Origin of the sequence: Streptomyces sp. NPDC096323 (assembly GCF_040302845.1) — a bacterium.
In the GTDB taxonomy this organism is placed as follows: Bacteria; Actinomycetota; Actinomycetes; order Streptomycetales; family Streptomycetaceae; genus Streptomyces.
Genome location: NZ_JBEOSI010000010.1, coordinates 157,086 through 180,877, shown reverse-complemented (window position 1 = coordinate 180,877; position 23,792 = coordinate 157,086). Strand labels below are relative to the sequence as shown.

Genomic DNA, 23,792 nt, shown 5'->3' with positions numbered 1-23,792 from the left:
CTCGGGTCCGCGCCCGCCTGGTGTCAGGAACGCCCGCCGAACTGCCAGTTGTGGACCTCGATGCCGGCGTACCGGTCCGGGGTCAGGACGGCGCGTGCCGCGCCCGGGTCCGGCGCCCGGAGCAGCGCGGCCGTGCCCAGCCAGGTGTCGCCGTCGTCGGACAGCAACGGCCCGTAGGCGATCAGCTCGTCCGGGTCGGCAGGCACCGCGAGGTCGGCGGCCTGCCCGGCGCCGAGGCCGAGCACCAGGTAGCGGTTGCCGCCGGTCCGGCCACCGGGGAAGTCCCACATGGTGCGCCCCAGCAGGTTGCGCCATCGTCGCAGCAACACGTCCCGGTAGGCACCGGCCTGGTAGTTGGGCTCGTCGAAGGCGAACGCGCGGGCGGCGGCGGGATCCACCAGGTCCACGATGTGCACGCTTCCGGTGGGCGTGTCGCCGTCGTCGGCGAGGGTCGGGCCCCGGGCGATCAACTCCTTCGCGTATTCGTCCATGTAGGACCAGTGGTCTTCCAGCAGCTCGTCGCGCAGTGGGAGGGATCCGGGCCGGTCGCGGTGATAGCAGAGGAACTCCATGCGTACAGGATCTCTTCCCGGCGCGACCAGGTCGAGCAGGATTCGCCGGCCTCAGAGCAGACGCAGGGTCCCGGGCCCCGTACGGTCCTGGATGATCTCCACCAGCCGGTCGAAGAGAGTGGGCCCGAGGCCCTGGGAAGCCCGCGCCGACTCCGCGAGCAGGCCGGGCCGGTTGCTCGCGTGGGCCCGGCCGGCCAGCCGGTGCAGGTACCGGGCGGTCTCCTCGTGCCCCAGCGCGCGTGCGGACCGCGCGTGGTCCCGCCACTCGATGACGAAGTCGCCGTCGTCCGGCGTGCCCATTCCGCCGCTCAGGCAGTCCGCGAAGGCGTCGAGGTTCCGGCCGAAGTAGCCGCCGGGCCCGTTCACCGCCTCGCCGATCACGTCCCAGAAGCGCTCCGGGCCGGTGACCCGGGAGCCGTCGATCACATAGGTCACGGTCATGGGGGGAGCGTACAAGCGCGTCGTCCGGTGATCCGCGCCGCAGGTGGGGGGCTACGACGCGGACCGGACCGGGGTGCGGCTCAGCAGCCGTGGTCGACGAGGTCGAAGGTCTCGTAGTGGTCGGCGGTGTAGTAGTCCTCCTGGACCTCCTCGCCCGTGACGATGCGTCGTGCGCCGCGGGTCGGGGAGCCGGGAGTGATGACGGTGTACTCGTGGTAGTAGCCGGTGCCCTGGGCAGGCAGCACGCCTTCACGGTTCTGGAAGACGGTCCCGTCCTGGTCGTACGGGAAGGGGCCGCCGGCGTCGATGAGATCGAGGGTGTCGTGCGCCTCGGACGGCAGCGCCGAGTAACAGATGCTGCCGACCGCTGCGGTGGCGGCGGTCGCGGGCGCCGTGACGGGTCCGCCGACGAAGAGGACGGACAGGAGGGCGGCGACGCCGCCGAGCGTGGTGATCCGTGGGGGGATTCGCATAGCCACCATGATGACGCGCGTAGACGCGCTCCCGTCAACGCCAACAAGAGTGAATTTTCTGGAAGTTGACCGTGAGGGTCGCCGGCCGCCGTTCTGTGTGCCGGAACGGCGCGTGCGGGGGAGGTTTCGCACGGATTGATGCCAACGGAAGCGTGACAGCGCGTACGCGGGGCATGCATTGCGTGAGGAAGTCCGAAGCGGAGGGGGGCGATTCACTGTGTGGGCGGGGGAAACGATGGAGCGTCAGGAACAAGCCCGACTGCACCGCAGAGTCGGCCGGGCCGATGTGGCGGCCGTCGCAGAAGTGCGGTGTGCGGTACGGGAGTTACTGCGGTACCGATGGAAGGAAGAGCCCGCGCAGGTGGCCGAGCTGCTGCTCAGCGAGCTCGTGACCAACGCGCTGGTCCACACCGATGACGGAGCGGTCGTCGCCGTGAGCGTGGCGCAGCAGGGGCTGCGCGTGGAGGTACGGGACTTCGTCCCGGGCATGCCCGTGTCGCACGTACCGGACGCCGACGACGGTACGCACGGCAGGGGACTGGTCCTGGTGGAGAGCCTCGCGGACTCCTGGGGGATCAGCCCGCATGCGCTGGGGAAGGTGGTCTGGTTCGAGCTGGACGGTGAACGGCCCTGACGGTCCCGGTGGTCCGTCAGGGCCGTCTTCCGGCAGGCCGTGGCCCGGCGCTCAGCCGAACTGCTGCTCCAGATCCTTCAGCTTCTGCTCCAGCGAGTCGAGCCGGGGCAGTGCCTGGGTGTCGTCCTCGGCGGTGAGGTCGTCCGTTCTGGGATCAGTCGCGCTCAGCTCCGGGACGCCCTCGGAGTTCGGGCCGTTCACGGCTTGCAGGGATGGCCGGGGGCGCAGGGGCAGCTGTCCCGGCTCGGATATGGCGGGCTCCGCGACGGACTGCGCGGAGCCCGTCGCGGGGGCGATGGCCTGGACGTCCACCTGGGAGCCGCCCCGGCCGCCCCGTCCCCAGGCGCGGTTCTGCCGGTTCAGGGCCTTGATCTGCGCCCGGTCCAGCTTCTCCTGATCCCTCCTGCGAAGGCGGTTCTGCTCCTTCTCCCGGCGGTCCTCGCGCACCTCGTCGACCGCTTCGTCCAGCGTGCGTACGCCTTCCAGCAGCATCAGCGACCAGGCGCCGAAGGTCTCCCGGGGCGCGCGCAGCCACCGTACGATCCGGATCTGCGGCAGCGGACGCGGCACCAGACCCTGCTCGCGCAGCGCGGCCACGCGGGTCTGCTTCAGGGCCCGGTCGAAGAGCACGGCCGCAGAGAGCGACATCCCCGCGAAGAAGTGCGGAGCGCCCGCGTGGTTCAGGCCGCGCGGCGCGTGCACCCAGTTGAACCAGGCGGCGGCGCCTGCGAACGTCCACACCAGCAGCCGCGAACCGAGCGCTGCGTCACCGTGGCTGGCCTCGCGCACAGCGAGCACGGAGCAGAACATCGCCGCCCCGTCGAGGCCGAACGGCACCAGGTACTCCCAGCCCCCGGAGAGGCCGAGGTTCTGCGTGCCGAAGCCGACGAGCCCGTGGAAGGAGAGCGCGGCGGCGACCGCCGCGCAGCAGAACAGCAGCACGTACGAAGCGGTGGCGTAGAGCGCTTCCTTGCGTCTGCGCCGTTCCTCGCTGCGTTCCCAGGAGTCCTCGGCCGCGGATGCGTCAGAGGCGCGCTTGCCGCGCGCGACCACCGCCACCGCCGCCATGACCCCCGCCAGCAGCACGGCGGCCGGAAGCAGCCAGTCAAGCGATATGTCGGTCAGTCTCATGCGCGGTCCCTTGTGTCGCGAGAGGGCGTTTCGGCCGCCATCGTGCCGGGGATTGCCGCGCGTTCAGGTGGTTTCGGGGCAAGAGAACGCCAATGGGGTGGCGGAGTCGACGGATATCCGCGATCTGATCGAATAGCCGTACGACGCAGGGGAGATGCGTTCGATTCGTGTCACCCTCGCGGGCGGTGTGGATCCCGGGCCGCCCGGTCGGTCTCAGGGGGCGGGTGCGGGCTTCCGGACCCGTCGGTCTCAGGGGGCGGGTGTCAGCTTCCGGACCCGGTCCGCGTCGCAGGTCCGCGGGCAGGTGACGCAGGTGTCCTCGGGCCGCACCGTGTAGAACATGCAGCAGCTCGCCCGGTCGCGGGTGGGCAGCGACTCGCCGTCCGGACCGGTCAGCTCCCGGAAGCCCGCGGTGCCGACGTACGGCTTCGTGGTTCCGGGCAGAAGCACCTCGAGTTCGGCCATCGCGCGGCGCTCCTCACCGAGGAGATGGGCGATGTACCAGAGGCCCTCGACGATCTCGTCCGTCGCCATGCCCCACAGGGCCCGCTTGCCGCGCCGCATCCGCGGGCCGAAGCCGTCGAGCACCGGGCCGAGGTGTCCGGCCACGGACGCGAGCACCTCGGCGCGCAGCGCGGCCTCGTCCGCCACCACGCGCGCCCCCGGCAGCTCAGCCGCCGGATCGCCGGGCAGACAGGTGAATTCCCGTACGCGCACGGTCAGATGGCCCAGCGCCCGCTGAAAGAAGACGTCCTCGACGGGGATCCGGGGCACCCGCCGGTGCAGGAACCACGGCACCGTCACCAGCAGGCAGGCCGGCCAGGCGTACCGGTGCAGTCCGAATCCGGCGACCACATCGGGCCGCGCCCGCTGCCCGTAGTCCCGCAGCACCTGCGCGTCGTCCCAGGCGAGGAAGGCGTCCAGCCCGCCGCCCCCGGCCGCGAGCTCCTGGGCGCCGACCCAGCCGACGCCGCCGGGGGCGGGCTCGCCGTCGTCGAGCGCCTCGGCTCGCAGCCCGGGAAAGACCTCGGCCAGACGCGCGTACGCGTCCGTCACCGCCGAGGCCGTTGTGCCCGGAAGCAGAGTGGGAAGGGTCATGCAGGGACCACCGAATCGCGATCGTTTGCAGGTTAGCCTTACCTTACCCGACCGGATCGATGTTTGAACTGCAGCCTCCTGCGCCTATCGTGCACAGGAGGCGCCGCGCACGCGAGCCGCGCCCGCGACCGGCCGAGGAGGTACCCGTGGAGCAGGGCAGAGCCCGCCAGGACGCGTGGGCGCCGCACACGTCCGTCTCTCCCGTGTCCGCCTCCTCGTCCCTCCGGGTGCCGGAGCAGGCCCGCGGCGAGCACACCCACAGCGAGCCGCCGGCCCCCCGGGTCACCATCCAGCGGCACTCGGTACGCGGCCAGATCCTGGAAGCCCTGCGCGCCGCCCTCGTCGACGGCGAGCTGATCCCCGGGCAGGTCTACTCCGCCCCGGCGCTCGGCGCCCGCTTCGGGGTCTCCGCCACCCCCGTGCGCGAGGCGATGCAGCAGCTGGCCGTGGAGGGGGCCGTCGAGGTCGTCCCGAACCGCGGGTTCCGGGTCGCCGAGCGTGGGCCGGGCGAGCTGGCCGAGCTGGCCGAGGTGCGGGCGCTGCTCGAAGTCCCCGTCATGCTGCGGCTCGCCCGCACCGTGCCGGCGACGAGCTGGTGCGCCCTGCGCCCGCTGGCCGACGCCACCGTCGCGGCGGCGGCCGTCGGCGACCGGGCGAGCTACGCGGAGGCCGACCGGGCCTTCCACGGAGCGGTGCTCGCCCTGGCAGGCAACAGCCAACTGGTGATGGTGGCCGACGAACTGCACCGCCGTTCCCAGTGGCCCCTGGAGGGCAACCCCGTCACCCGCCGCGCGGACCTGCTGGCGGACGCGTCCGAGCACACGGCCCTGCTCGACGCGCTGATCGCCCAGGACGTGACCGTGGTGCAGTCACTCGTACGAGAACACTTCGCCGGCTCGGGCGGCTGAGGACGGGCGGGGGCCGGCCCCCGCCCGTCGCCTCAGTTCGCCTCGGCCGTCCGCGGACCCGGCAGGTCCAGGTGCGGCGCCAGCCAGGTCGGCACGCCGCCGAGCAGCCGGAACAGCCGCCCCGCCTCGGCGCGCAGCCGCGTCGCCGCCTCCGGCTCGGGCTCGGCGTCCGCCATGGCGATGAGCGCCGGAGCCGTACCGACCAGATAGCCCAGCTCCTCCCTGATCCGCAGGGACTCCGCGAAGCCGTGCCTGGCCTCCGCCAACTCGCCCTCGCGCAGGGCGATCAGGGCCAGATGGCGCCAGGTGGAGGAGAGCAGCAGCGCGTCCCCCTGGGCGGTGGCGCCCGCATGGGCCCTGCGGTACGCGGCGCGGGCGGCCTGCGGCGAGTCGGCGATGTTCTGCGCGATCAGGCCCCGCCGGAAGTCCAGCAGCGGGCGGCCCGGGGCGGCCGGGGCCAGGAGCGCCGCGGCGCGGCTGAGCGCCACCCGCGCCTCGTCGGCCCGGTCCCGTACGCCGAGCAGGGTGGAGGCGTAGGCGAGATAGCCGCGCTCGCAGGCGGCGGCGCCCCGCTCGGCATCGTCGTGGGCCATGGCCTCGGCGGTGCGCAGCGCGTCCTCCGCCTCGGTCCAGCCCTCTCCGGTGTAGAGACACCGCTCGATCAGCAGCGCCGTGCGCTGGAGGGCCGCGGCCGGGTCGGTGGCGGCGTCGTGTTCGAGCAGTGCCGCGGCGTCCGTCCAGCAGGCGCGTGACCGCAGCCGCCATACCGCTGTCTGGAGCGGCGGATCGTCATCTGCTGTCGTTCCGGAACCAGACATGGCGGTATCCGCCACATTGCCCTCCCCGAGCGCGCCGTCGAGCTTGGAGAACGTCCGGTCGTTCAAGGGAGGGTCGTCACCTACCCCCACGGCCGGACGCTCTGAGTCTGGCCGCATCACAGCACGGAATGGCACGCCGGGCCAAGAGGTCGAGGCAATGTCAGGTGAAACTTTTCACAATCGGCCGAATCCCGTGGGGGCCTCCGTGCCCCGTGAAATCAGCTCATGCGCAGGGCGAGGAAGAAATCGAGCTTGTCCTCGAGCCGCGAAAGGTCACGACCCGTCAACTGCTCGATTCGCCCGACGCGGTAGCGCAGCGTGTTGACGTGGAGGTGCAGCCGGGCCGCGCAGCGGGTCCACGATCCGTCGCAGTCCAGGAACGCTTCCAAGGTTGGGATGAGTTCCGCGCGGTGGCGCCCGTCGTAGTCGCGCAGCGGGTCGAGCAGCCGAGCGGTGAACGCACGACGGACGTCGTCGGGCACGAACGGCAGCAGCAGCACGTGCGAGGCCAGCTCGTGGTGGCCCGCCGCGCAGACCCGCCCCGGGCGTGCCGCCGCCACCCGGCGGGCGTGCCGGGCCTCCTCCAGGGCGCCGCGCAGCCCCTCCGGCGAATGCACAGAGGCGCTGACACCCAGTGTCAGGCGGCCGTCGTCCGCGAGGCCCGCCGAGAGCGGCGTGCGCACAGCGGCCAGCAGGGAGTCGGCGTGCAGCGCGGGGTCCTGCGCGGGGCCCCGCGCCGGGTCTTGGGAGACGTCCGCTTCCGGCCGGACATCGGCGAGCGCGGGCAGCGGTACGAGCGCGATGGCCTCGTCACCCGTATGGGCGACCGCGAACCGGTCGGCCGAATCCGGCCCGGTCACGGCCGGGTCGACCAGGATCTCCTCCAGCAGCGCCTGGGCGACCGGGCCGCCCGCGATGCCGGACCCGGAGCCGCCGGGCGCGTCCGCCTGGTCCCACTCGACCCGGGCCACCACCACCTGCCAGTGCGGCGCGCTGCCGAGGCCGGGCAGCAGGACCGGGGCGGCCACCCGCAGCCGCGCCGCGATCTCCGCGGGCGGGGCGCCGGCCTGGACCAGCTCCAGGACCTCCTGGGCTAGCCTGCGGCGCACCGTACGGGCCGCGTCGCGACGGTCCCGTTCCACCGCGATCAGCTGCGTGACGCCCTGGAGGAGGTCGAGGCGCGCGGCCGGCCAGTCGCCGGCGTCGGCCTCGACGGCAAGCAGCCAGTCCGAGAGCACCGACTCCCGCACATCGCGGGAGGCCGGCACGGCTCCCCGGCCGTGGTTGCGGATCGGGAAGAGCGAATACGTCACCCCGTCGACGGTGACCCGGTGCGGGGCGCGGCGGCCGGAGCGCATGGCGGCCAGGTGCAGCCCGGCGAGCTCCGCGCCGACGGGGCCGGACAGCGGAGCCCCGGCGCCCGCGATCTGCCTGCCGGTGGGCGAGAGCACCCAGGCGTGCAGGTCGAGGTCGGAGCCGAGGAGATCGAGGACCACCTCCGGACCGCCGCCCGTCGGGCCCGAGGTCATCAGCCGGCGGTGCCGGTCCACCACGGCGGCCAGATCGCCCGCCCGCTCGCCGGACACCTGGCGGACCACATGCTCGGTGATCGTTGCGAACGCGACGGTCTCGTGGACGGCGAAGAGCGGCAGCCGGTGGTGACGGCACGCCTCGACCAGATCGTCCGGGATGGCGCCGAGCTCCGCCTCGCCCGCCGCGAGCCCGGCGACCCCGGCCCCCGACAGGATCCGTACGAACGGCTCCGAGTCCTTCGCGTCCCGGTGCCAGGCCAGGCCGGTCAGCACCAGTTCGCCGCCCGTGAGGTAGCGGCTGGGGTCCCGAAGGTCAGTGGTCATCACGCCACGGACCGACCGGTCCAGCTCCTCGTCGCCGCCGAGCAGCCGCAGGCCCAGCGCGTCGGTCTCCAGCAGTGCGCGCAGCCGCATCTCGTCGCCGCCGATCTCATTCGTTGGTGCGGGTGAAAACTGGGTATTGCGGTGAGGTCACCGATGCCCGCCATTCGTTCGAATCTACAAGACGAGGGCGGAGACCAGCCAACTCCTTCATGGTTTCGGTGACTGCACCAGGTGGAGCAGGGCTTGTGTACTGAGTCACACACCACGTGAACAAGACATGAACAAGTCTCGAGGGCCGGCCGTTCCCAGCCCCGGCGAACAACCGATTGAGAAGAAGAGAGCCACTCATGGACTTCCTTCGCCCCGCCAGCTGGGAGGAGGCGCTCGCCGCCAAGGCCGAGCACCCGACGGCTGTGCCCATCGCGGGCGGCACCGATGTGATGGTCGAGATCAACTTCGACCACCGGCGGCCCGAATACCTCCTGGACCTGAACCGCATCGGTGAGCTGTCCGAGTGGGAGGTGGGCCAGGAGAGCGTACGGCTCGGCGCCTCCGTCCCGTACAGCCAGATCATGGACCACCTGCGGGCCGAGCTGCCCGGCCTCGCGCTCGCCTCGCACACCGTCGCCTCGCCGCAGATCCGCAACCGCGGCGGCGTCGGCGGCAACCTGGGCACCGCCTCACCCGCCGGAGACGCCCACCCGGCGCTGCTCGCCGCGGGCGCCGAGGTGGAGGCCGAGTCCGTCCGCGGAACGCGGCTCATCCCCATCGACGAGTTCTACACCGGCGTCAAGCGCAACGCCCTGGCGCCGGACGAGCTGATCCGGGCCGTGCACATCAAGAAGGCCGACGGGCCGCAGCAGTACTCCAAGGTCGGCACCCGCAACGCGATGGTCATCGCTGTCTGCGCCTTCGGCATGGCCCTGCACCCCGAGACCCGCACCGTCCGCACCGGCATCGGATCCGCCGCCCCGACACCCGTACGGGCGAAGGAGGCGGAGGACTTCCTGAACGCCGCGCTGGAGGAGGGCGGGTTCTGGGACAGCCGGACCATCATCACCCCCTCCGTCGCCAAGCAGTTCGCCACGCTCGCCGCGGCGGCCTGCAACCCGATCGACGACGTGCGCGGCACCGCGAGCTACCGCCGGCACGCGGTCGGGATCATGGCCCGCCGGACCCTCGGCTGGACCTGGGAGTCGTACCGCGGCAACGGCCGCAGCACCGAAGGAGCCGCCTGATCATGCGTGTCAATTTCACGGTCAACGGCCGCCGTCACGAGGCCGACGACGTCTGGGAGGGCGAGTCCCTCCTGTACGTCCTGCGTGAGCGGATGGGCCTTCCCGGCTCCAAGAACGCCTGCGAGCAGGGTGAGTGCGGTTCCTGCACCGTCCGCCTCGACGGGGTGCCGGTCTGTTCCTGTCTGGTCGCCGCCGGTCAGGTCGAAGGCCGCGACGTCGTCACCGTCGAAGGCCTCGCCGACTTCGCCGCCCACCGCGCCGAGGCCCACCCCGGCACCGGCTGCGCGTCCGGCGCCTGCGGCACCGCGCTCGACCAGGCGCGGCGCTGGGAGGCCAGGCCGGCCGGCGACGAGACCCGCGACACCGGCGAACTCTCGCCCGTCCAGCAGGCCTTCATCGACGCCGGAGCCGTCCAGTGCGGCTTCTGCACCCCCGGCCTGCTGGTCGCCGCCGACGAGCTCCTGGAGCGCAACCCGGAGCCGTCCGACGCGGACATCCGCGAGGCGCTCTCCGGCAACCTCTGCCGCTGCACCGGCTACGAGAAGATCCTCGACGCGGTCCGCCTCGCGGCCGCCCGCGCGGAAGAGACGGTCTGAACCATGGGCGTCACCGGTTCCCCCACCAACATCAACCAGGGCACCCGCACCAAGGGCGGCATCGGCGAGTCCACGCTGCGCCCCGACGGGATCCTGAAGGTCACCGGCGAGTTCGCGTACTCCTCGGACATGTGGCACGAGGACATGCTCTGGGGCCACACCCTGCGCTCCACCGTCGCGCACGCCGAGATCGTCTCGATCGACACCTCCGAGGCGCTCGCCACCTCCGGCGTCTACGCCGTACTCACGTACGACGACCTGCCCGCCGCGATGAAGAACTACGGCCTGGAGATCCAGGACACCCCGGTCCTGGCCCACGGCAAGGTCCGCCACCACGGCGAGCCGGTGGCGATCGTCGCCGCCGACCACCCGGAGACCGCCCGCCGCGCCGCCGCGAAGATCAGGATCGACTACCGCGAACTGCCGGTCGTCACCGACGAGGCCTCCGCGACCGCCGAGGGCGCACCCCTCATCCACGAGGGCCGCGACGACCACCACATCGGGCACGTCCCGCACCCCAACATCGTGCACCGCCAGCCGATCATCCGCGGCGACGCGGACGAGGCCGCCAAGAAGGCCGACGTCATCGTGCGGGGCGAGTACACCTTCGGCATGCAGGACCAGGCCTTCCTCGGCCCGGAGTCCGGTCTCGCCGTGCCCTCCGAGGACGGCGGCGTCGACCTGTACGTCGCGACCCAGTGGCTCCACTCGGACCTCAGGCAGATCGCCCCCGTCCTCGGCCTGCCCGAGGACAAGGTCCGCATGACGCTCTCCGGCGTCGGCGGGGCCTTCGGCGGCCGCGAGGACATCTCGATGCAGATCCACGCCTGCCTGCTGGCGCTGCGCACCGGCAAGCCGGTGAAGATCGTCTACAACCGCTTCGAGTCCTTCTTCGGGCACGTGCACCGTCACCCCGCCAAGCTCTGGTACGAGCACGGCGCCACCCGTGACGGCAAGCTCACGCACATGAAGTGCCGCATCGTGCTCGACGGCGGCGCCTACGCCTCCGCCTCCCCGGCCGTCGTCGGCAACGCCTCCTCGCTCTCCGTCGGCCCGTACGTCATCGACGACGTCGACATCGAGGCGATCGCCCTCTACACCAACAACCCGCCGTGCGGCGCGATGCGCGGCTTCGGCGCGGTCCAGGCCTGCTTCGCCTACGAGGCGCAGATGGACAAGGTGGCCGCCCAACTCGGCATGGACCCTGTCGAGTTCAGGCAGCTCAACGCCATGGAGCAGGGCACCCTGCTGCCCACAGGCCAGCGGGTCGACTCGCCCGCCCCCGTCGCCGAACTGCTGCGCCGGGTCAAGGCCAGGCCGCTGCCGCCCGAGCGCCAGTGGGAGAGCGCCGGCGAACACCCGGACGTACGGGCGCTGCCAGGCGGACTGTCCAACACCACGCACGGCGAAGGCGTCGTACGCGGGATCGGCTACGCGGTCGGCCTGAAGAACGTCGGCTTCTCCGAGGGCTTCGACGACTACTCCACCGCCCGGGTGCGCATGGAGGTCATCGGCGGCGAACCCGTCGCGACCGTGCACACCGCCATGGCGGAGGTCGGACAGGGCGGCGTCACCGTGCACGCCCAGATCGCCCGTACCGAACTGGGCGTCTCCCAGGTCACCATCCACCCGGCCGACACCCGCGTCGGATCGGCGGGCTCCACGTCCGCGTCCCGTCAGACGTACGTCACCGGCGGCGCCGTGAAGAACTCCTGCGAGGCCGTCCGCGAGCAGGTCCTGGAGATCGGCCGCCGCAAGTTCGGCACCTACCACCCCGCCTGGGCCACCGCCGAACTCCTCCTGGAGGGCGGCAAGGTCGTCACCGACGGCGGCGAGGTGCTCGCCGATCTGGCCGATGTACTGGAGGGCGAGGCGGTCGACGTCGAGCTGGAGTGGCGCCACCGGCCCACCGAGGCCTTCGACCTCCGTACCGGACAGGGCAACGGCCACGTCCAGTACTCCTTCGCCGCGCACCGCGCGGTCGTCGAGGTCGACACCGAGCTCGGCCTGGTCAAGGTCATCGAACTGGCCTGCGCGCAGGACGTCGGCAAGGCGCTCAACCCGCTCTCCGTCCTCGGGCAGATCCAGGGCGGCACCCTCCAGGGCATGGGCGTCGCCGTCATGGAGGAGATCATCGTCGACCCGAAGACCGCGAAGGTGCGCAACCCGTCCTTCACGGACTACCTCCTGCCCACCATCCTCGACACCCCGACCATCCCGGTCGATGTGCTCGAACTCGCCGACGACCACGCCCCGTACGGGCTCCGTGGCGTCGGAGAGGCCCCCACCCTGTCGTCGACCCCGGCCGTCCTCGCGGCGATCCGGAACGCGACGGGTCTCGAGCTCAACCGGACCCCGGTCCGCCCGGAGCACCTCACCGGCACCTGACCGGCGGCTCCCCTCCAGCTCTCCGGGCGGTGCGCGCCCCCAGGGAACGTCACACTTCCTCGGCCCGCACCGCCCGGAGGAACCAAGTCCCGCACCGCTCGCGGGCTTGCCCCCACGCACCGCACCAGCAGTAACCCGTTCGCCTCGGGCCGTCCCCCGGGTCGTGCAGCCAGAGCATTCATCCCAAATCCCGCATTTCGATTCTTCATCGCGGGTGCCCCTGTGAACCTTGGGAGTCAGGCATCATGACCCAGCAGTCAGTAGAGCCGAAGACCAGTGCGCAGGACGCGGGCCCCGGCTCGCGCGTCCCCGCCGGAAGATCCTGGCTCGACCGGTACTTCCACATATCCGAGCGCGGCTCCACGGTCGCCCGTGAAGTGCGGGGCGGCGTCACGACCTTCATGGCCATGGCGTACATCCTGCTGCTCAACCCGCTGATCCTCGGCGGCAAGGACGTCGACGGAAACCTGCTCAGCCAGCCGGGGCTGATCACCGCGACCGCGCTCGCGGCGGCGGCGACCACCCTGCTGATGGGCTTCGTCGGCAAGGTCCCCCTCGCGCTCGCCGCGGGACTCAGCGTCTCCGGCGTCCTGTCCTCACAGGTCGCCCCGCACATGACCTGGCCGCAGGCCATGGCCATGTGCGTGATGTACGGCCTGGTGATCTGCCTGCTGGTGGTCACCGGTCTGCGTGAGCTGATCATGAACGCGATCCCGCTCCCGCTGAAGCACGGCATCACCATGGGCATCGGGCTGTTCATCGCCCTGATCGGCCTCTACAAGGCCGGTTTCGTGGGCAAGGGCACCGCGACGCCGGTGACCCTCGGCCCGACCGGCGAGCTCGCCGGCTGGCCCGTTCTCGTCTTCGCGGTGACCCTGCTGCTGATCTTCATGCTCCAGGCCCGCAACACCCCCGGCGCGATCCTCATCGGCATCGTGGTCGGCACCGTCGTCGCCGTGGTGATCAACAAGGTCGCCGGCGTCGACCCGAAGATCTGGAGCAGCGGCCCGCCCGAGCTCAAGGGCTCCGCGGTCTCCTCGCCGGACTTCTCGCTCTTCGGGGACGTCGAGTTCGGCGGCTGGGGCGACGTCGGCGCGATGACCGTCGGATTCATCGTCTTCACCCTGGTGCTGGCCGGCTTCTTCGACGCGATGGCCACCATCATCGGTGTCGGTACGGAGGCCGAGCTGGCCGACGACAAGGGCCGGATGCCGGGCCTGTCCAAGGCGCTGTTCATCGACGGCGCGGGCGGTGCGATCGGCGGTGTCGCCGGAGGCTCCGGCCAGACCGTGTTCGTCGAATCGGCGACCGGCGTCGGGGAGGGCGCCCGGACCGGGCTCGCCTCCGTCGTCACCGGCCTCTTCTTCGCCGCCTGCCTCTTCTTCACCCCGCTCACGGCCATCGTGCCGGCCGAGGTGGCGTCCGCCGCCCTGGTCGTCATCGGTGCCATGATGATGCAGAACGCCCGGCACGTGGACTGGAGCGACCGTTCCGTCGCCATCCCGGTCTTCCTGACCGTGGTCCTGATGCCGTTCACGTACACCATCACCACCGGTGTGGCCGCGGGTGTCATCAGCTACGTCGCCATCAAGGCGGCCCAGGGCCGGTCCCGCGAGATCGGGGCCTTCATGTGGGGGCTGACGGTGATCTTCGTCGTCTACTTCGCCCTGCACCCGATCGAGAGCTGGCTCGGCGTCAGCTGAGCCGTCCTCCACACATCCGCCAAGGAGACCGAGATGCTGGACATCGCCGAGGAGCTCGACCGGTGGGCCGGGCAGGGACGCGACTTCGCCGTCGCCACCGTCGTGGCCGTCGGCGGCAGCGCGCCCCGGCAGCCGGGTGCCGCACTGGCCGTCGACCGTGACGGCACGGCGATCGGCTCGGTCTCCGGCGGATGTGTGGAGGGCGCGGTGTACGAACTGTGCCAACAGGCCCTCGACGACGGCACGACCGTCCGCGAGCAGTTCGGCTACAGCGACGAGGACGCCTTCGCGGTCGGCCTGACCTGCGGCGGCGTCATCGACATCCTCGTGACACCGGTCCGGGCGGACGACCCCGCCCGCCCGGTGTTCGCCGCCGCGCTCGCCGCCGCCTCGCGCGGGGAGCCCGCGGCCCTGGCCCGGATCACCGAAGGGCCCGCCGAACTCCTCGGCCGGCCGCTGCTGGTCCACCCCGACGGCGGTTACGAGGGCGGGCTCGGCGGACACCCGGAGCTGGACCGCACCGCGGCAGCGGAGACCCGCGCCATGCTGGACGCGGGCCGCACCGGCCCCCTCACCATCGGCGCTGACGGCTCCCGGTGCGGGCAGCCGCTCACGCTGCTCGTCGAATCCAGCGTCCCGCCGCCCCGGATGATCGTGTTCGGGGCCATCGACTTCGCCTCGGCCCTCGTGCGGGCGGGGAAGTTCCTCGGCTACCACGTCACGGTGTGCGACGCCCGTCCCGTCTTCGCGACCGAGGCACGCTTTCCGGACGCCGACGAACTGGTCGTCGACTGGCCGCACCGCTACCTGGCCGCCACGCAGGTCGACGCGCGTACCGTGCTGTGCGTCCTGACGCACGACGCCAAATTCGACATCCCGCTCCTGGAGGCGGCGTTGAAACTGCCGGTCGCCTATGTCGGCGCGATGGGCTCGCGCCGCACCCATCTGGAGCGCAACGACCGGCTGCGCGAGGCCGGTGTCACGGAACACGAACTCGCCCGGCTGCACTCGCCGATCGGCCTCGACCTCGGAGCCCGTACCCCCGAGGAGACGGCCCTGTCGATCGCCGCCGAGATCGTCGCCGACCGACGCGGCGGCAGCGGAGTCCCCCTCACCGGTGCCCACACCCCGATCCATCACAGCGGCCCGCTGCCACCGGCCGGGCGCATCGGTTTCGTGGCCTGAAACGGGCCGCCGGTGCTGTCCGGGAAACGGCGGTTCTCCGCCGCGGCGGCTTTCCGCCAGCGGTAGTCGCTGACGAACCGGTACGACAACCGGTAGATCAGCTGCATGACATCTACGCCCTCCACCGCCGCCGACCGGGCGAGACCCGCTCGCGCGCGGCGCCGAGCCCTCCTCATAGCGATCTCCGTCGCCCTGGTGGGCGGCGCGCTGCTTCCCGTCACGGCAACCGCGTCCGCCACGGCCGGACCCGCACCGGCCGCCGACCGGGCCGCCTCCGTCCGCGCGTACGACATCACCCTGATCACCGGCGACGTCGTCCACTACGCGGACGGCGCCGGCAAGCAGGACACCGTCACCGTGGACCGCCCCGACGGCGCGGTGGGCGGGGTCCACGTCCAGCAGGCCGGGGACGACGTCTACGTCCTGCCCGACGAGGCCGGCGGCCTGATCGCCGCCGGCAAGCTGGACCGCCGCCTCTTCAACGTCACCGCGCTCGCGAAGATGGGCTACGACGACGCGCGGAGCAACGGCATCCCGCTGATCGCCACCTACCCGGCGGGCAAGGCCCGTTCGCTGCCCGCCGCCCCGCGCGGCAGCAGGACCGTCCGGACGCTGGAGTCCGTCCACGGCGCGGCACTGAAGGCGGGCAAGGACACCGCGCGCGCCTTCTGGGACGACATCGCGCGCACCTCCACGGCCCGTGCGCTGGACAACGGCATCGCGAAGCTGTGGCTCGACGGACGCGTCGAGGCCGCCCTCAAGGACTCCGTACCGCAGATCAACGCCCCGCAGGCATGGGCCGAGGGGTACGACGGCAAGGGCATCAAGGTCGCGGTGCTGGACACCGGCATCGACACCGACCACCCGGACGTCAAGGACCGCATCCTGGAGACCCGGAGCTTCGTGCCGGGCGAGGAGGTCGACGACAAGAACGGGCACGGAACGCACGTCGCGTCCACCATCGCCGGTTCCGGCGCCGCCTCCGACGGGGTCAACAAGGGCGTCGCCCCGGCGGCCGGCCTGCTCGTCGGCAAGGTACTGAGCGACGAGGGCTCGGGGGCCGACTCCGGCATCATCGAGGCGATGGAGTGGGCGAAGGCGGAAGGCGCCGACGTCGTCTCCATGAGCCTCGGCTCCAGCATCCCGGACGACGGCTCCGACCCGATGGCCCAGGCCGTCGACTCGCTCTCGGCCGACGGTGGCCCGCTGTTCGTCATCGCCGCGGGCAACGCGTACGGCGCGGGCACGATCGGCTCGCCCGGCTCCGCCGACAAGGCCCTCACCATCGCCGCCGTCGACAAGCAGGACAACCGCGCGGACTTCTCCTCCATGGGCCCGCTGACCCGCTCCTACGGCCTCAAGCCGGACCTCTCCGCACCCGGCGTCGACATCAGCGCGGCCGCCTCGCAGTCGGTCCCCGGCATCGAGGGCATGTACCAGTCGATGTCCGGTACGTCGATGGCGACCCCGCACGTCGCGGGCGCCGCCGCCCTCCTGAAGGAGCGTCACCCCGACTGGACCGGTCAGCGCATCAAGGACGCGCTGATGACCTCGTCCAAGGTGCTGCCCGCCTACACCCCGTACGAGCAGGGCACGGGCCGCCTCGACGTGAAGGCGGCCGTCGACACCCGGATCGAGGCGACGGGTACCGTCGCGGTCGCCACCTACGACTGGCCGCACAGCGCGTCCGACCCGGTCGCCGAGCGGACGATCACGTACCGCAACAGCGGCGTAGAGGACGTCGCGCTCGACCTGGCGACGGACAGCGGATCGGACGCGTACACGTTGTCGGCGAAGCAGCTGACCGTCCCGGCCGGCTCGACGGCGGATGCCGTCCTCTCGCTCGACCCGTCGAAGGTCGCGGCGAACACCACGTTCTCCGGACAGGTGATCGCGAAGGACGCCTCGGGCGCCACCGTCGCGCACACCGGGTTCGCGCTGAACAAGGAGCAGGAGCTCTACGACCTGACGCTGGAGCTGCGTGACCGCTCGGGCGAGCCGATGGACGGCGTCGTCGTCCTCGCCGCGCTCGGCGACCCGTACCTGACCCCCGTCCAGGTGTCCGGCAGCACCACCCTGCGGATGCCCCCGGGCACGTACACCGCCTGGTCCGCCGCCGACATCAAGGGCGACACCGCGGACTCACGGGCCCTCGCCTTCCTGGCGGCCCCCGAGATCATCCTGGACAAGCCCACCACCGTCGCGCTCGACGCCTCCGAGGCCCACAGGGTCAGCGTGCGGACGCCGCAGGAGACGGAGACCCGGCAGCTGCGCTACGACATGGCGCGCACCGCTCCGGACGGCACCGTCCAGCGCGACGCGTACCAGATCCCGCTGACGTACGACCAGCTGTGGGCGAGCCCCACCAAGAAGGTCACCCAGGGCACCTTCAGCTTCCTGACGCGCTGGCGCCAGGGCGAGAAGCTGATCGACCTGACGGCCGGTGGCCGTGACGTCCCGGTGGCCGTGCAGGGCGGTTCGGCCGTCGCCGACGACAGCCGGCAGCAGCTCGCCGGCGTCTTCGCGGGCAACGGCGCCGCCGCCGACTACGCGGGCCTCGACGCCAGGGGCAAGGCCGTCGTGATCCGCAGCAGCGACGCGGTCACCCCCACCGACCGGGCCGCGGCCGCGATCGCCGCCGGCGCCAAGGCGCTGTTCGTCGTCAACACCGGCGACGGCGTGCTCATGGAGCCCTACGCCGACTACGGCACCACGCTCCCCATCCCGGTCGCCTCCGTTCAGCGCCTCGCGGGCGAGGGCCTCGTGAAGGCCGCCCAGCACGGCCAGAAGGTCACCGTCGACCAGCGCAAGTTCGCGCGTTACGTGTACGACCTCGTCGACCGCCACGACGGCACGATCCCGGACCGCTCGCTCGCCTTCGCCCCGGACACCCGCGGGCTCGCGAAGGTGGAGAACACCTTCTACGGCCACCGGGACGTCGTCGGCGGCGGCTACCGCTACGACATCCCCGACTACGGCTTCGGCATCGGCTTCGCCGAGTACGAGAAGTACCCCGCCACCCGCACCGAATGGGTCAACCCGCTGCCGGGTGCCTCGTTCTGGTACGAGGACCACGCGGTCTACAACGCCGCCGGCACCGACACCGCGCTGGAGGAGCGCAGCGCCGAACTGGACTACACCGCGGGCCGCACCTACCGCGCCGACTGGTTCGCACCGGTCACCCGGCCGCGCCTCGGGACCGGATACTGGGGGCCTTTCCGCTCGCAGTGGGGCGACATCCAGTACAACATCACGCCGTGGACGGACGGCGGCGCCGGTCACTCCGGCGCCATGCCGGACATGGAGTACGACACCGGGAAGGCCGCGGTGTACCAGGGCGACAAGCTGCTCGACGAGTCCCCGGGCCGCGCGGGCTACGTCGGGAACCTGGCCGCGGAGAAGCTGCCCTACCGTCTCGTCCTCGACGCCTCGCGCGACGCGGACACCTGGAAGACCTCCGTCCGCACGCACTCGGAGTGGTCGTTCGTCTCGGGCGCGCTCGACCCCGAGGGCCCGTACCAGGCGGACATCCCGATGCTTCAGCTGGACTACGACGTGGCGACCGACCTGGCCGGTGACGTGGAGGCCGGGGAGTGGACCGAGATCGGTCTGTCGTCCACGACCCAGGAGTGGCTGGAAGGTGCCGTGAAGGCGTCGAAGGCCTCGCTGTCGGTCAGCTACGACGACGGGAGGACCTGGAGCGCGGTGCAGCTGAAGAAGGACTCGGCCGGTTCCTGGACCGCCCGGTTCAAGACCCCGAAGAAGGGCGCCACCGCCGTCTCGCTCAAGGCGCACGCCGAGGCCGGTGACGGTCTGGCAGTGGACCAGGAGATCATCCGGGCCTTCGGCCTGAAGTGACCTGCTGAGCCCTCCGGTTCAGGCGGCCGCACACCCGTGGGAAGGGTGCGCGGCCGCCCCTCTTCACACCCTGGGATGTTGCACCGCCCGTTCACGGCCGGAGATGAGACCGGGACGCGTCACCGCCGCCGCGCACACCAGCGCCGGGGCCGCCGCCAGTGCGAAGCACAGGGCGAGCGGCAGCCGGTCCACGAGCAGCCCGACCACGGCGGTGCCGCCCGACGCCCCGGCGTTGAACGCGGTGTTGACCCAGGCGCCCGCCTGCGTGCGCCGGTCCGCGCCGGCCGACTCGTCGGCGATGAGATACGCGGTCGTCAGCGCCGGTGCGACGAAGAGCCCGGCGACCGCCGCGACGCCGACCAGCACGTACAGACGCGGCGACACCCCGGCCACCACCAGCGCCGCAGCCAGCGCCGCGGCGGCCACGGGCAGCCGCACCCGGCTTGCCGACTTCCATCGGACCGCCCCGTAGGCCAGGCCGCCGACGGCGCTCCCAGCGGACAGAGCCGCCAGCACCCAGGACACCGCCGCCGGCTCCCCGAGCCGGTCCGTCGACGCCACCACCAGGAGATCGAGCGCCCCGAGGCAGAATCCCACGGTCGCCGTCACCAGCACCGCGTGCCGCAGCGCCGTGATGCCGCGCAACTGCAGCCGGGGCGCGGCGGACGCGTCGGCCGGGAGCGTGTTCACCCGCGCACGGGAGACCGCCGGCGACGACACCAGCGCCAGTGCCCCCGCGAGCACGAGCACCGCACCGGCCAGCACACCGGCCGCCGGCTCGGTGACCGCCACGACGATGCCCACCAGCAACGGGCCCGTCACATACAGCAGTTCCTCGGCGACACCGTCCAGGCTGTACGCGCGCCGCAGCAGCTCCGGGTCGGGGACGAGGCTGCTCCACAGCGTCCGCATGACCGGCCCCAGCGGCGGCGTGCAGGCGCCCGCCGACACGGCGAGAGCGCCCAGGACGAGGGGCGGGGCGCCCGGCCGCCAGGTGGCCAGGGCGAGGACCGTGAGCAGTGCCGCGTACAGCCCCGCCATCGGCGGCAGCACCCGGCGCGGCCCGTGCCGGTCGATAAGCGCCGCCCGGGCGGGGGAGAGGAAGACGCTCGCGGCCCCGAACAGGGCCATCGCGGCACCGGCCATGGAGTACGAGCCGGTGGCGTCCTTGAGTGCGAGCAGGAGGGCAAGAGGGACGACTCCGTACGAGAGGCGCCCCAGCAGTGCGGCACCGAAGGTGCGTGCGGCATGGGGAGTACGGAGCACGGCGGCGTACGAAGGCGCGCGCGAGGGCGCGGCAGAAGGCGTGAGCATGATGACATTCCTCGTGAGGGCGGCGCAGAGACCCGGCGCTGCGGGCATGCGGGACACCGAAGTGCCGCACCCGGTCAGCGGGTGCGGTCAGCGCGGGGTCCTACGCACGAGGAATGGACATGCGGGCAAATTAGCAGAGCGCGCGCCGCGACGGCAGGGGCCCGTCCTACCCGGTGATGTCCGGTTGTGCCGCCAGAACGGCCTCCGCCGCCTCGTCCAGCCGGGGCAGGAACCCGAGGACCTTCTCCCGCCGGTCCAGCAGATCCTCGGTGCACGTGATCCCGGTGAGCTCCGCCACCGTTGCCCGGAACGCGGGCAGTCGCGCGGAGTGCAGCGCCGGGGCGTCCACGGCCAGCACGGCGTGGCAGCGGGCCAGCGTCGCGACGATCCAGAAGACCGCCTCGCGGTGCTCGCCCCGGTCGAGCAGCTCCAGGCTGCCGTCGACGGCGATGGGGCGCGCCCGCGCGGTGAGATCGCTGCTGAAGAAGAACGGGGTGCGCGCCACCGGGACCGTGGCGTCGAACGTCCGCGTCAGCTCGCCCACATGGTGCCGCACCACCCGCTCGGAGACATCGGCGCAGCCGAGGAGTTCCAGCAGCTCGCTGTAGAGCTCCGGCTGTTCGTACGCGGTGAGGACGTCGCGTACGGCGCGGTAACGCAGCCGGACGGTCGGGTTGCGCAGGGCGGCGACCAGCAGGACGTGAGTGGTGACCGAGGCGGGGAACATCCAGGCCGGGACCTGCTCGTGAAACGGGGCCGAGGTGTCGAACGCGGCGAGGCGGCCCTCGACGCGCTGCCGGGCGTCCAGACACCGGCGGCGCACCCGGCCCCGCTCGGGGAAGCGGGGCGAGACGTACGCGCACAGGGCGCGCAGCTCGCCGGTGGGGTCGTCGATGACGGTGTCACGGCGGAAGCTGCCCGCCAGATGGTACGAGGAGAGCACGGCCTCCGGGTCGCGCAGTTCGGCCCACGGCACGTAGGTGACCTCCAACAGGGCGCCGTTGTACCAGAGTTTCCCGAGCTTGGCGGGCGGCGGGCCTCCGTCCTCCGTGACGACCATGACATCGACGTCGGAGGAGGGCGCCAGCTCGGCTTCGTCCGGCCGGCCGACCGTCGACCCGCTGAAGTACGCCCCGCGGTAACCGGGGGTGGTACGGGCATGGGTGGCCACCCAGCGGACCGCGGCGGCGCGTGCCGCTCCGACTCTCACCTGCGGGACTCCTCGGGGAAACCTGGGCTGACGGGGGGCTCTCCCCGACTCCTACGGGGTGCCCCGGCCGTTCGTCAAGCGCTTCCGTCAGGTCCGGCATCCGCGCACCGTTGCCGGGTATGGTCGGTTTCGTTCCGCAACCCCGTCCCGACGCTCCCGGTGAGGTTCGCGATGCGAAAGATCATCTACTCCATGTCCATGTCCCTCGACGGCTACATGGAGGGACCGGGCCGGGACATCAGCTGGAACCGGGTCGACGACGAACTGCACCGGTACTTCAACGAACGGATCGCGGAGCTGGGCGGATTCCTCCACGGGCGGGTGGTCCACGAGCTGATGGCGGACTTCTGGCCCACCGCCGACCAGGACCCGGCCAACGCCGGGCCGATGGCCGAGTTCGCCCCCATCTGGCGGAACATGCCGAAGTACGTCTACTCCCGGACCCAGGAGCGGGTGGACTGGGCCACCGAGGTCTTCCACGACGTCGTCCCCGAAGAGGTCATGGCGCTGAAGGAGCAGCCCGGCGGGGACCTGTCCGTCGGCGGCGCCGGCCTCGCCGCGTCCTTCGCGGCGCTCGGTCTGATCGACGAGTACCGGGTCTACGTCCATCCGGTCCTCATCGGCCGCGGCACGCCCATGTTCCCGACGACGGACACCCTCACCGCACTCCGGCTCACGGGGACCCGCCCCTTCGGCAACGGGGTGGTGGAGCTGCGGTACGAGCGGGAATGAACGCGCCTGCCGGTGCCGGACCGTGGGGCCGCAGGGCCGCGGGCCGGCACCGGCGCCGGGTCAGCGGCCCGCCTGGAGCGCCGCCCAGGTGTCCGGTCCCGCGATCCCGTCGGCCGTCAGGCCGCGGCTCGTCTGGTAGCTCCGGACCGCCGTCGCCGTTCCCGGGCCGTAGGTTCCGTCGGCGCCGACCGTCGAGCCGAGCGCCGCGGTCAGCGCGCGCTGGAGCCGCTTCACCGCCTCGCCCGAGGCGCCCTCGGCGAGCGTGGAGGTGGTGCCGGCCGACAGCAGCGCGGTCCAGGTCCTGGCTCCGACGACGCCGTCCGCGTCCAGCCCGCGCGCCGACTGGAACGCCGTCACTGCGCTCTGCGTGGCCGCGCCGAAGCTGCCGTCCGCCTCGCCTGCCGGGTAGCCCTGCGCGTTGAGCAGCGTCTGGACGGCCCTGACCTGTTCGCCCGTCGAACCGTTGCGCTGGGTCGCGTACGAGGTGAAGCTCAGCCCGTCGGCGGTCGTGGTGGTGCTCCCGGCGACCAGTTCCATGTAGCGGGTCCAGTTCCAGTACGGGCCGGGGTCGGTGTGGTCGTTGCCCGGCGCCTCGCTGTGCCCGATGATGTGCGCCCGGTCCTTCGGGATGCCGTACCGGTCGCACAGATACGCGGTCAGGGCGGCCGAGGACCGGTACATCGAGTCCGTGAACCAGGACGGGTCGTCGATGAAGCCCTCGTGCTCGATGCCGAGCGCCGATGCGTTGGCGCTCTTGGCGTGGTACGCCGTGTCCTTGTCCCGCACCATCTGGGTGATCTGGCCGTCCGACGAGCGGATGACGTAGTGGGCGCTCACCTCGGACACCGGGTCCTGGAACCAGCTGATCGAGCCCGCGTACGAGCCCTGCGTGACATGGATGACCACCTTGTCGATGGTCGCGGAGCGGCCCGTGGCGTAGTTGTTCGGGTCGGCGGGCACCCACAGCGCGGACGGGTAGTCGGTGCTCCGGGTGTCCGGGGCGGGGGTGGCGAGCGCACCCTTCTGCGGTGACACCGGGCGGCCCGTCACCGAGATCCGCTCGCCGCCCGGGGTGGCGGTGTCGAGCCCGTCCGCGAGGAACGTGTAGACGGCGTCGGCGTAGAGGGCGGCGGCCAGGCCGTCGGCGCCGCTGTACCGGGCGACGGCCGGGTACCAGGCGCCGAGGTCGTCGCGGTCCCGCGCGTCCAGCCCGAGCTTGTCCGCGTAGCCGCGCAGGACGGCCGCGCCGCCGAGGATGTTGGCCGCCGTGTCGGTGCGCAGCTCGGCCAGGGGCTTCCCGGTGAGGCCGGCCGCCTGCTCCAGCGTCCGGTGCGTGGGGTTGCTGACCAGGTGCATCACGCCGAAGCCGTTCGCCTGGCTGGGGCGCCCGGAGTGGCCGTCGAGGCGGGTCTCGCCGTAACCGACGGCGGCGAGCAGATCGCGGGGCACGTCGAACCTCTGGGCGGCCCGCTCGAAGGCCCGGTTCATCGGGTGCCCGGGGTCCGTCCCGGCGAGGGCCGGGGCGCCGGTCGCGGCCAGGACGGTGGCGGTGAGGGCCGCCAGCACGGAGGTGCGGGCCTTGGTGTGGGCGGCGGCGCGAGTGGGCATACCTGCTCCTGCTCTGTGGGGGAGAAGAA

At 72.2% G+C, this 23,792-nt stretch carries 20 protein-coding genes; 9 read left to right on the top strand and 11 right to left on the bottom strand.

The annotated features are described in order from the left end of the window. Positions 1-23: 23 nt before the first annotated feature. The 3 genes from ABTX18_RS27065 to ABTX18_RS27055 form a co-directional block, all read right to left on the bottom strand. On the bottom strand, positions 24-572 hold the full coding sequence (locus ABTX18_RS27065) for a YciI family protein (RefSeq protein WP_352125362.1): 549 nt from the start codon (positions 570-572) through the stop codon (positions 24-26). Positions 573-623: 51 nt separating this feature from the next. Further along, complete coding sequence (locus ABTX18_RS27060; RefSeq protein WP_352125361.1) at positions 624-1,013, bottom strand: barstar family protein; 390 nt, start codon at positions 1,011-1,013, stop codon at positions 624-626. An 80-nt stretch (positions 1,014-1,093) separates the two neighbouring features. After that, positions 1,094-1,486, bottom strand: a complete 393-nt coding sequence (locus tag ABTX18_RS27055) for a guanyl-specific ribonuclease (RefSeq protein WP_352125360.1) — start codon at positions 1,484-1,486, stop codon at positions 1,094-1,096. 235 nt (positions 1,487-1,721) lie between these two features. On the opposite strand from ABTX18_RS27055, the gene ABTX18_RS27050 reads away from it, so the two are divergent. After that, the gene (locus ABTX18_RS27050; RefSeq protein WP_352125359.1) at positions 1,722-2,120 is read left to right on the top strand and encodes an ATP-binding protein; all 399 of its coding nucleotides are present in this window, start codon (positions 1,722-1,724) and stop codon (positions 2,118-2,120) included. A gap of 51 nt (positions 2,121-2,171) precedes the next feature. On the opposite strand, the gene ABTX18_RS27045 is transcribed toward ABTX18_RS27050, so the two are convergent. Then, positions 2,172-3,251 (bottom strand): DUF2637 domain-containing protein, encoded by a 1,080-nt coding sequence (locus ABTX18_RS27045; RefSeq protein WP_352125358.1) that lies wholly within the window; start codon positions 3,249-3,251, stop codon positions 2,172-2,174. Positions 3,252-3,500: 249 nt separating this feature from the next. Next, the gene (locus ABTX18_RS27040) at positions 3,501-4,349 is read right to left on the bottom strand and encodes a (2Fe-2S)-binding protein (protein ID WP_352125357.1); all 849 of its coding nucleotides are present in this window, start codon (positions 4,347-4,349) and stop codon (positions 3,501-3,503) included. Positions 4,350-4,495: 146 nt separating this feature from the next. Between ABTX18_RS27040 and ABTX18_RS27035 the strand changes: the two genes are divergently transcribed. Then, positions 4,496-5,257, top strand: a complete 762-nt coding sequence (locus ABTX18_RS27035; RefSeq protein ID WP_352125356.1) for a GntR family transcriptional regulator — start codon at positions 4,496-4,498, stop codon at positions 5,255-5,257. A gap of 32 nt (positions 5,258-5,289) precedes the next feature. Here the strand turns inward: ABTX18_RS27035 and ABTX18_RS27030 are convergent, their stop codons facing one another. Next, on the bottom strand, positions 5,290-6,075 hold the full coding sequence (locus ABTX18_RS27030; RefSeq protein WP_352125561.1) for a hypothetical protein: 786 nt from the start codon (positions 6,073-6,075) through the stop codon (positions 5,290-5,292). 218 nt (positions 6,076-6,293) lie between these two features. Continuing rightward, positions 6,294-8,021, bottom strand: a complete 1,728-nt coding sequence (locus ABTX18_RS27025) for a PucR family transcriptional regulator (protein WP_352125355.1) — start codon at positions 8,019-8,021, stop codon at positions 6,294-6,296. Positions 8,022-8,278: 257 nt separating this feature from the next. Here ABTX18_RS27025 and ABTX18_RS27020 point away from each other — a divergent pair, with 257 nt between their 5' ends. The 5 genes from ABTX18_RS27020 to ABTX18_RS27000 all read left to right on the top strand — a co-directional run bounded on the left by ABTX18_RS27020 (position 8,279) and on the right by ABTX18_RS27000 (position 15,041). Beyond that, positions 8,279-9,169 (top strand): FAD binding domain-containing protein, encoded by an 891-nt coding sequence (locus ABTX18_RS27020; protein WP_352125354.1) that lies wholly within the window; start codon positions 8,279-8,281, stop codon positions 9,167-9,169. A gap of 2 nt (positions 9,170-9,171) precedes the next feature. Continuing rightward, a complete protein-coding gene (locus ABTX18_RS27015) occupies positions 9,172-9,765 on the top strand; it encodes a (2Fe-2S)-binding protein (protein ID WP_352125353.1) in 594 nt (197 codons plus the stop codon). 3 nt (positions 9,766-9,768) lie between these two features. Further along, complete coding sequence (locus tag ABTX18_RS27010; protein ID WP_352125352.1) at positions 9,769-12,153, top strand: xanthine dehydrogenase family protein molybdopterin-binding subunit; 2,385 nt, start codon at positions 9,769-9,771, stop codon at positions 12,151-12,153. A 245-nt stretch (positions 12,154-12,398) separates the two neighbouring features. After that, positions 12,399-13,856 carry an NCS2 family permease gene (locus ABTX18_RS27005; protein ID WP_352125351.1) on the top strand — a complete coding sequence of 486 codons (1,458 nt, stop codon included), beginning with the start codon at positions 12,399-12,401 and terminating at the stop codon, positions 13,854-13,856. A gap of 33 nt (positions 13,857-13,889) precedes the next feature. Then, entirely contained in the window at positions 13,890-15,041 is a 1,152-nt protein-coding gene (locus ABTX18_RS27000; RefSeq protein ID WP_352125350.1) for an XdhC family protein, read from the top strand. On the opposite strand, the gene ABTX18_RS26995 is transcribed toward ABTX18_RS27000, so the two are convergent. Then, positions 14,993-15,148, bottom strand: coding sequence for a hypothetical protein (locus tag ABTX18_RS26995; RefSeq protein ID WP_352125349.1), 156 nt, complete (start codon positions 15,146-15,148; stop codon positions 14,993-14,995). The two genes, ABTX18_RS27000 and ABTX18_RS26995, sit on opposite strands and share 49 nt — an antisense overlap. Between ABTX18_RS26995 and ABTX18_RS26990 the strand changes: the two genes are divergently transcribed. After that, positions 15,147-18,899, top strand: coding sequence for a S8 family serine peptidase (locus tag ABTX18_RS26990; protein ID WP_352125348.1), 3,753 nt, complete (start codon positions 15,147-15,149; stop codon positions 18,897-18,899). The two genes, ABTX18_RS26995 and ABTX18_RS26990, sit on opposite strands and share 2 nt — an antisense overlap. Before the next feature lie 63 nt (positions 18,900-18,962). On the opposite strand, the gene ABTX18_RS26985 is transcribed toward ABTX18_RS26990, so the two are convergent. Next, positions 18,963-20,213 carry an MFS transporter gene (locus tag ABTX18_RS26985; RefSeq protein WP_352125347.1) on the bottom strand — a complete coding sequence of 417 codons (1,251 nt, stop codon included), beginning with the start codon at positions 20,211-20,213 and terminating at the stop codon, positions 18,963-18,965. A gap of 166 nt (positions 20,214-20,379) precedes the next feature. Then, positions 20,380-21,423: a hypothetical protein gene (locus ABTX18_RS26980; RefSeq protein ID WP_352125346.1), complete on the bottom strand. Its 1,044-nt coding sequence runs from the start codon at positions 21,421-21,423 to the stop codon at positions 20,380-20,382. A gap of 171 nt (positions 21,424-21,594) precedes the next feature. On the opposite strand from ABTX18_RS26980, the gene ABTX18_RS26975 reads away from it, so the two are divergent. Further along, on the top strand, positions 21,595-22,155 hold the full coding sequence (locus ABTX18_RS26975) for a dihydrofolate reductase family protein (protein WP_352125345.1): 561 nt from the start codon (positions 21,595-21,597) through the stop codon (positions 22,153-22,155). A gap of 60 nt (positions 22,156-22,215) precedes the next feature. On the opposite strand, the gene ABTX18_RS26970 is transcribed toward ABTX18_RS26975, so the two are convergent. After that, entirely contained in the window at positions 22,216-23,763 is a 1,548-nt protein-coding gene (locus ABTX18_RS26970; protein WP_352125344.1) for a peptidoglycan-binding protein, read from the bottom strand. Positions 23,764-23,792: the final 29 nt, after the last annotated feature.

What these genes read in the sequence shown, in the direction of transcription:
- ABTX18_RS27000 (WP_352125350.1), top strand. Translation starts at nt 13,890, where the DNA reads ATGCTGGACATCGCCGAGGAGCTCGACCGGTGGGCCGGGCAGGGACGC.
- ABTX18_RS27055 (WP_352125360.1), bottom strand. Translation starts at nt 1,486, where the DNA reads ATGCGAATCCCCCCACGGATCACCACGCTCGGCGGCGTCGCCGCCCTC.
- ABTX18_RS27050 (WP_352125359.1), top strand. Translation starts at nt 1,722, where the DNA reads ATGGAGCGTCAGGAACAAGCCCGACTGCACCGCAGAGTCGGCCGGGCC.
- ABTX18_RS27040 (WP_352125357.1), bottom strand. Translation starts at nt 4,349, where the DNA reads ATGACCCTTCCCACTCTGCTTCCGGGCACAACGGCCTCGGCGGTGACG.
- ABTX18_RS27025 (WP_352125355.1), bottom strand. Translation starts at nt 8,021, where the DNA reads ATGCGGCTGCGCGCACTGCTGGAGACCGACGCGCTGGGCCTGCGGCTG.
- ABTX18_RS27015 (WP_352125353.1), top strand. Translation starts at nt 9,172, where the DNA reads ATGCGTGTCAATTTCACGGTCAACGGCCGCCGTCACGAGGCCGACGAC.
- ABTX18_RS26990 (WP_352125348.1), top strand. Translation starts at nt 15,147, where the DNA reads ATGACATCTACGCCCTCCACCGCCGCCGACCGGGCGAGACCCGCTCGC.
- ABTX18_RS26985 (WP_352125347.1), bottom strand. Translation starts at nt 20,213, where the DNA reads ATGCTCACGCCTTCTGCCGCGCCCTCGCGCGCGCCTTCGTACGCCGCC.
- ABTX18_RS27005 (WP_352125351.1), top strand. Translation starts at nt 12,399, where the DNA reads ATGACCCAGCAGTCAGTAGAGCCGAAGACCAGTGCGCAGGACGCGGGC.
- ABTX18_RS27030 (WP_352125561.1), bottom strand. Translation starts at nt 6,075, where the DNA reads ATGTCTGGTTCCGGAACGACAGCAGATGACGATCCGCCGCTCCAGACA.
- ABTX18_RS27020 (WP_352125354.1), top strand. Translation starts at nt 8,279, where the DNA reads ATGGACTTCCTTCGCCCCGCCAGCTGGGAGGAGGCGCTCGCCGCCAAG.
- ABTX18_RS26975 (WP_352125345.1), top strand. Translation starts at nt 21,595, where the DNA reads ATGCGAAAGATCATCTACTCCATGTCCATGTCCCTCGACGGCTACATG.
- ABTX18_RS27010 (WP_352125352.1), top strand. Translation starts at nt 9,769, where the DNA reads ATGGGCGTCACCGGTTCCCCCACCAACATCAACCAGGGCACCCGCACC.
- ABTX18_RS27045 (WP_352125358.1), bottom strand. Translation starts at nt 3,251, where the DNA reads ATGAGACTGACCGACATATCGCTTGACTGGCTGCTTCCGGCCGCCGTG.
- ABTX18_RS27060 (WP_352125361.1), bottom strand. Translation starts at nt 1,013, where the DNA reads ATGACCGTGACCTATGTGATCGACGGCTCCCGGGTCACCGGCCCGGAG.
- ABTX18_RS26995 (WP_352125349.1), bottom strand. Translation starts at nt 15,148, where the DNA reads ATGCAGCTGATCTACCGGTTGTCGTACCGGTTCGTCAGCGACTACCGC.
- ABTX18_RS26970 (WP_352125344.1), bottom strand. Translation starts at nt 23,763, where the DNA reads ATGCCCACTCGCGCCGCCGCCCACACCAAGGCCCGCACCTCCGTGCTG.
- ABTX18_RS27065 (WP_352125362.1), bottom strand. Translation starts at nt 572, where the DNA reads ATGGAGTTCCTCTGCTATCACCGCGACCGGCCCGGATCCCTCCCACTG.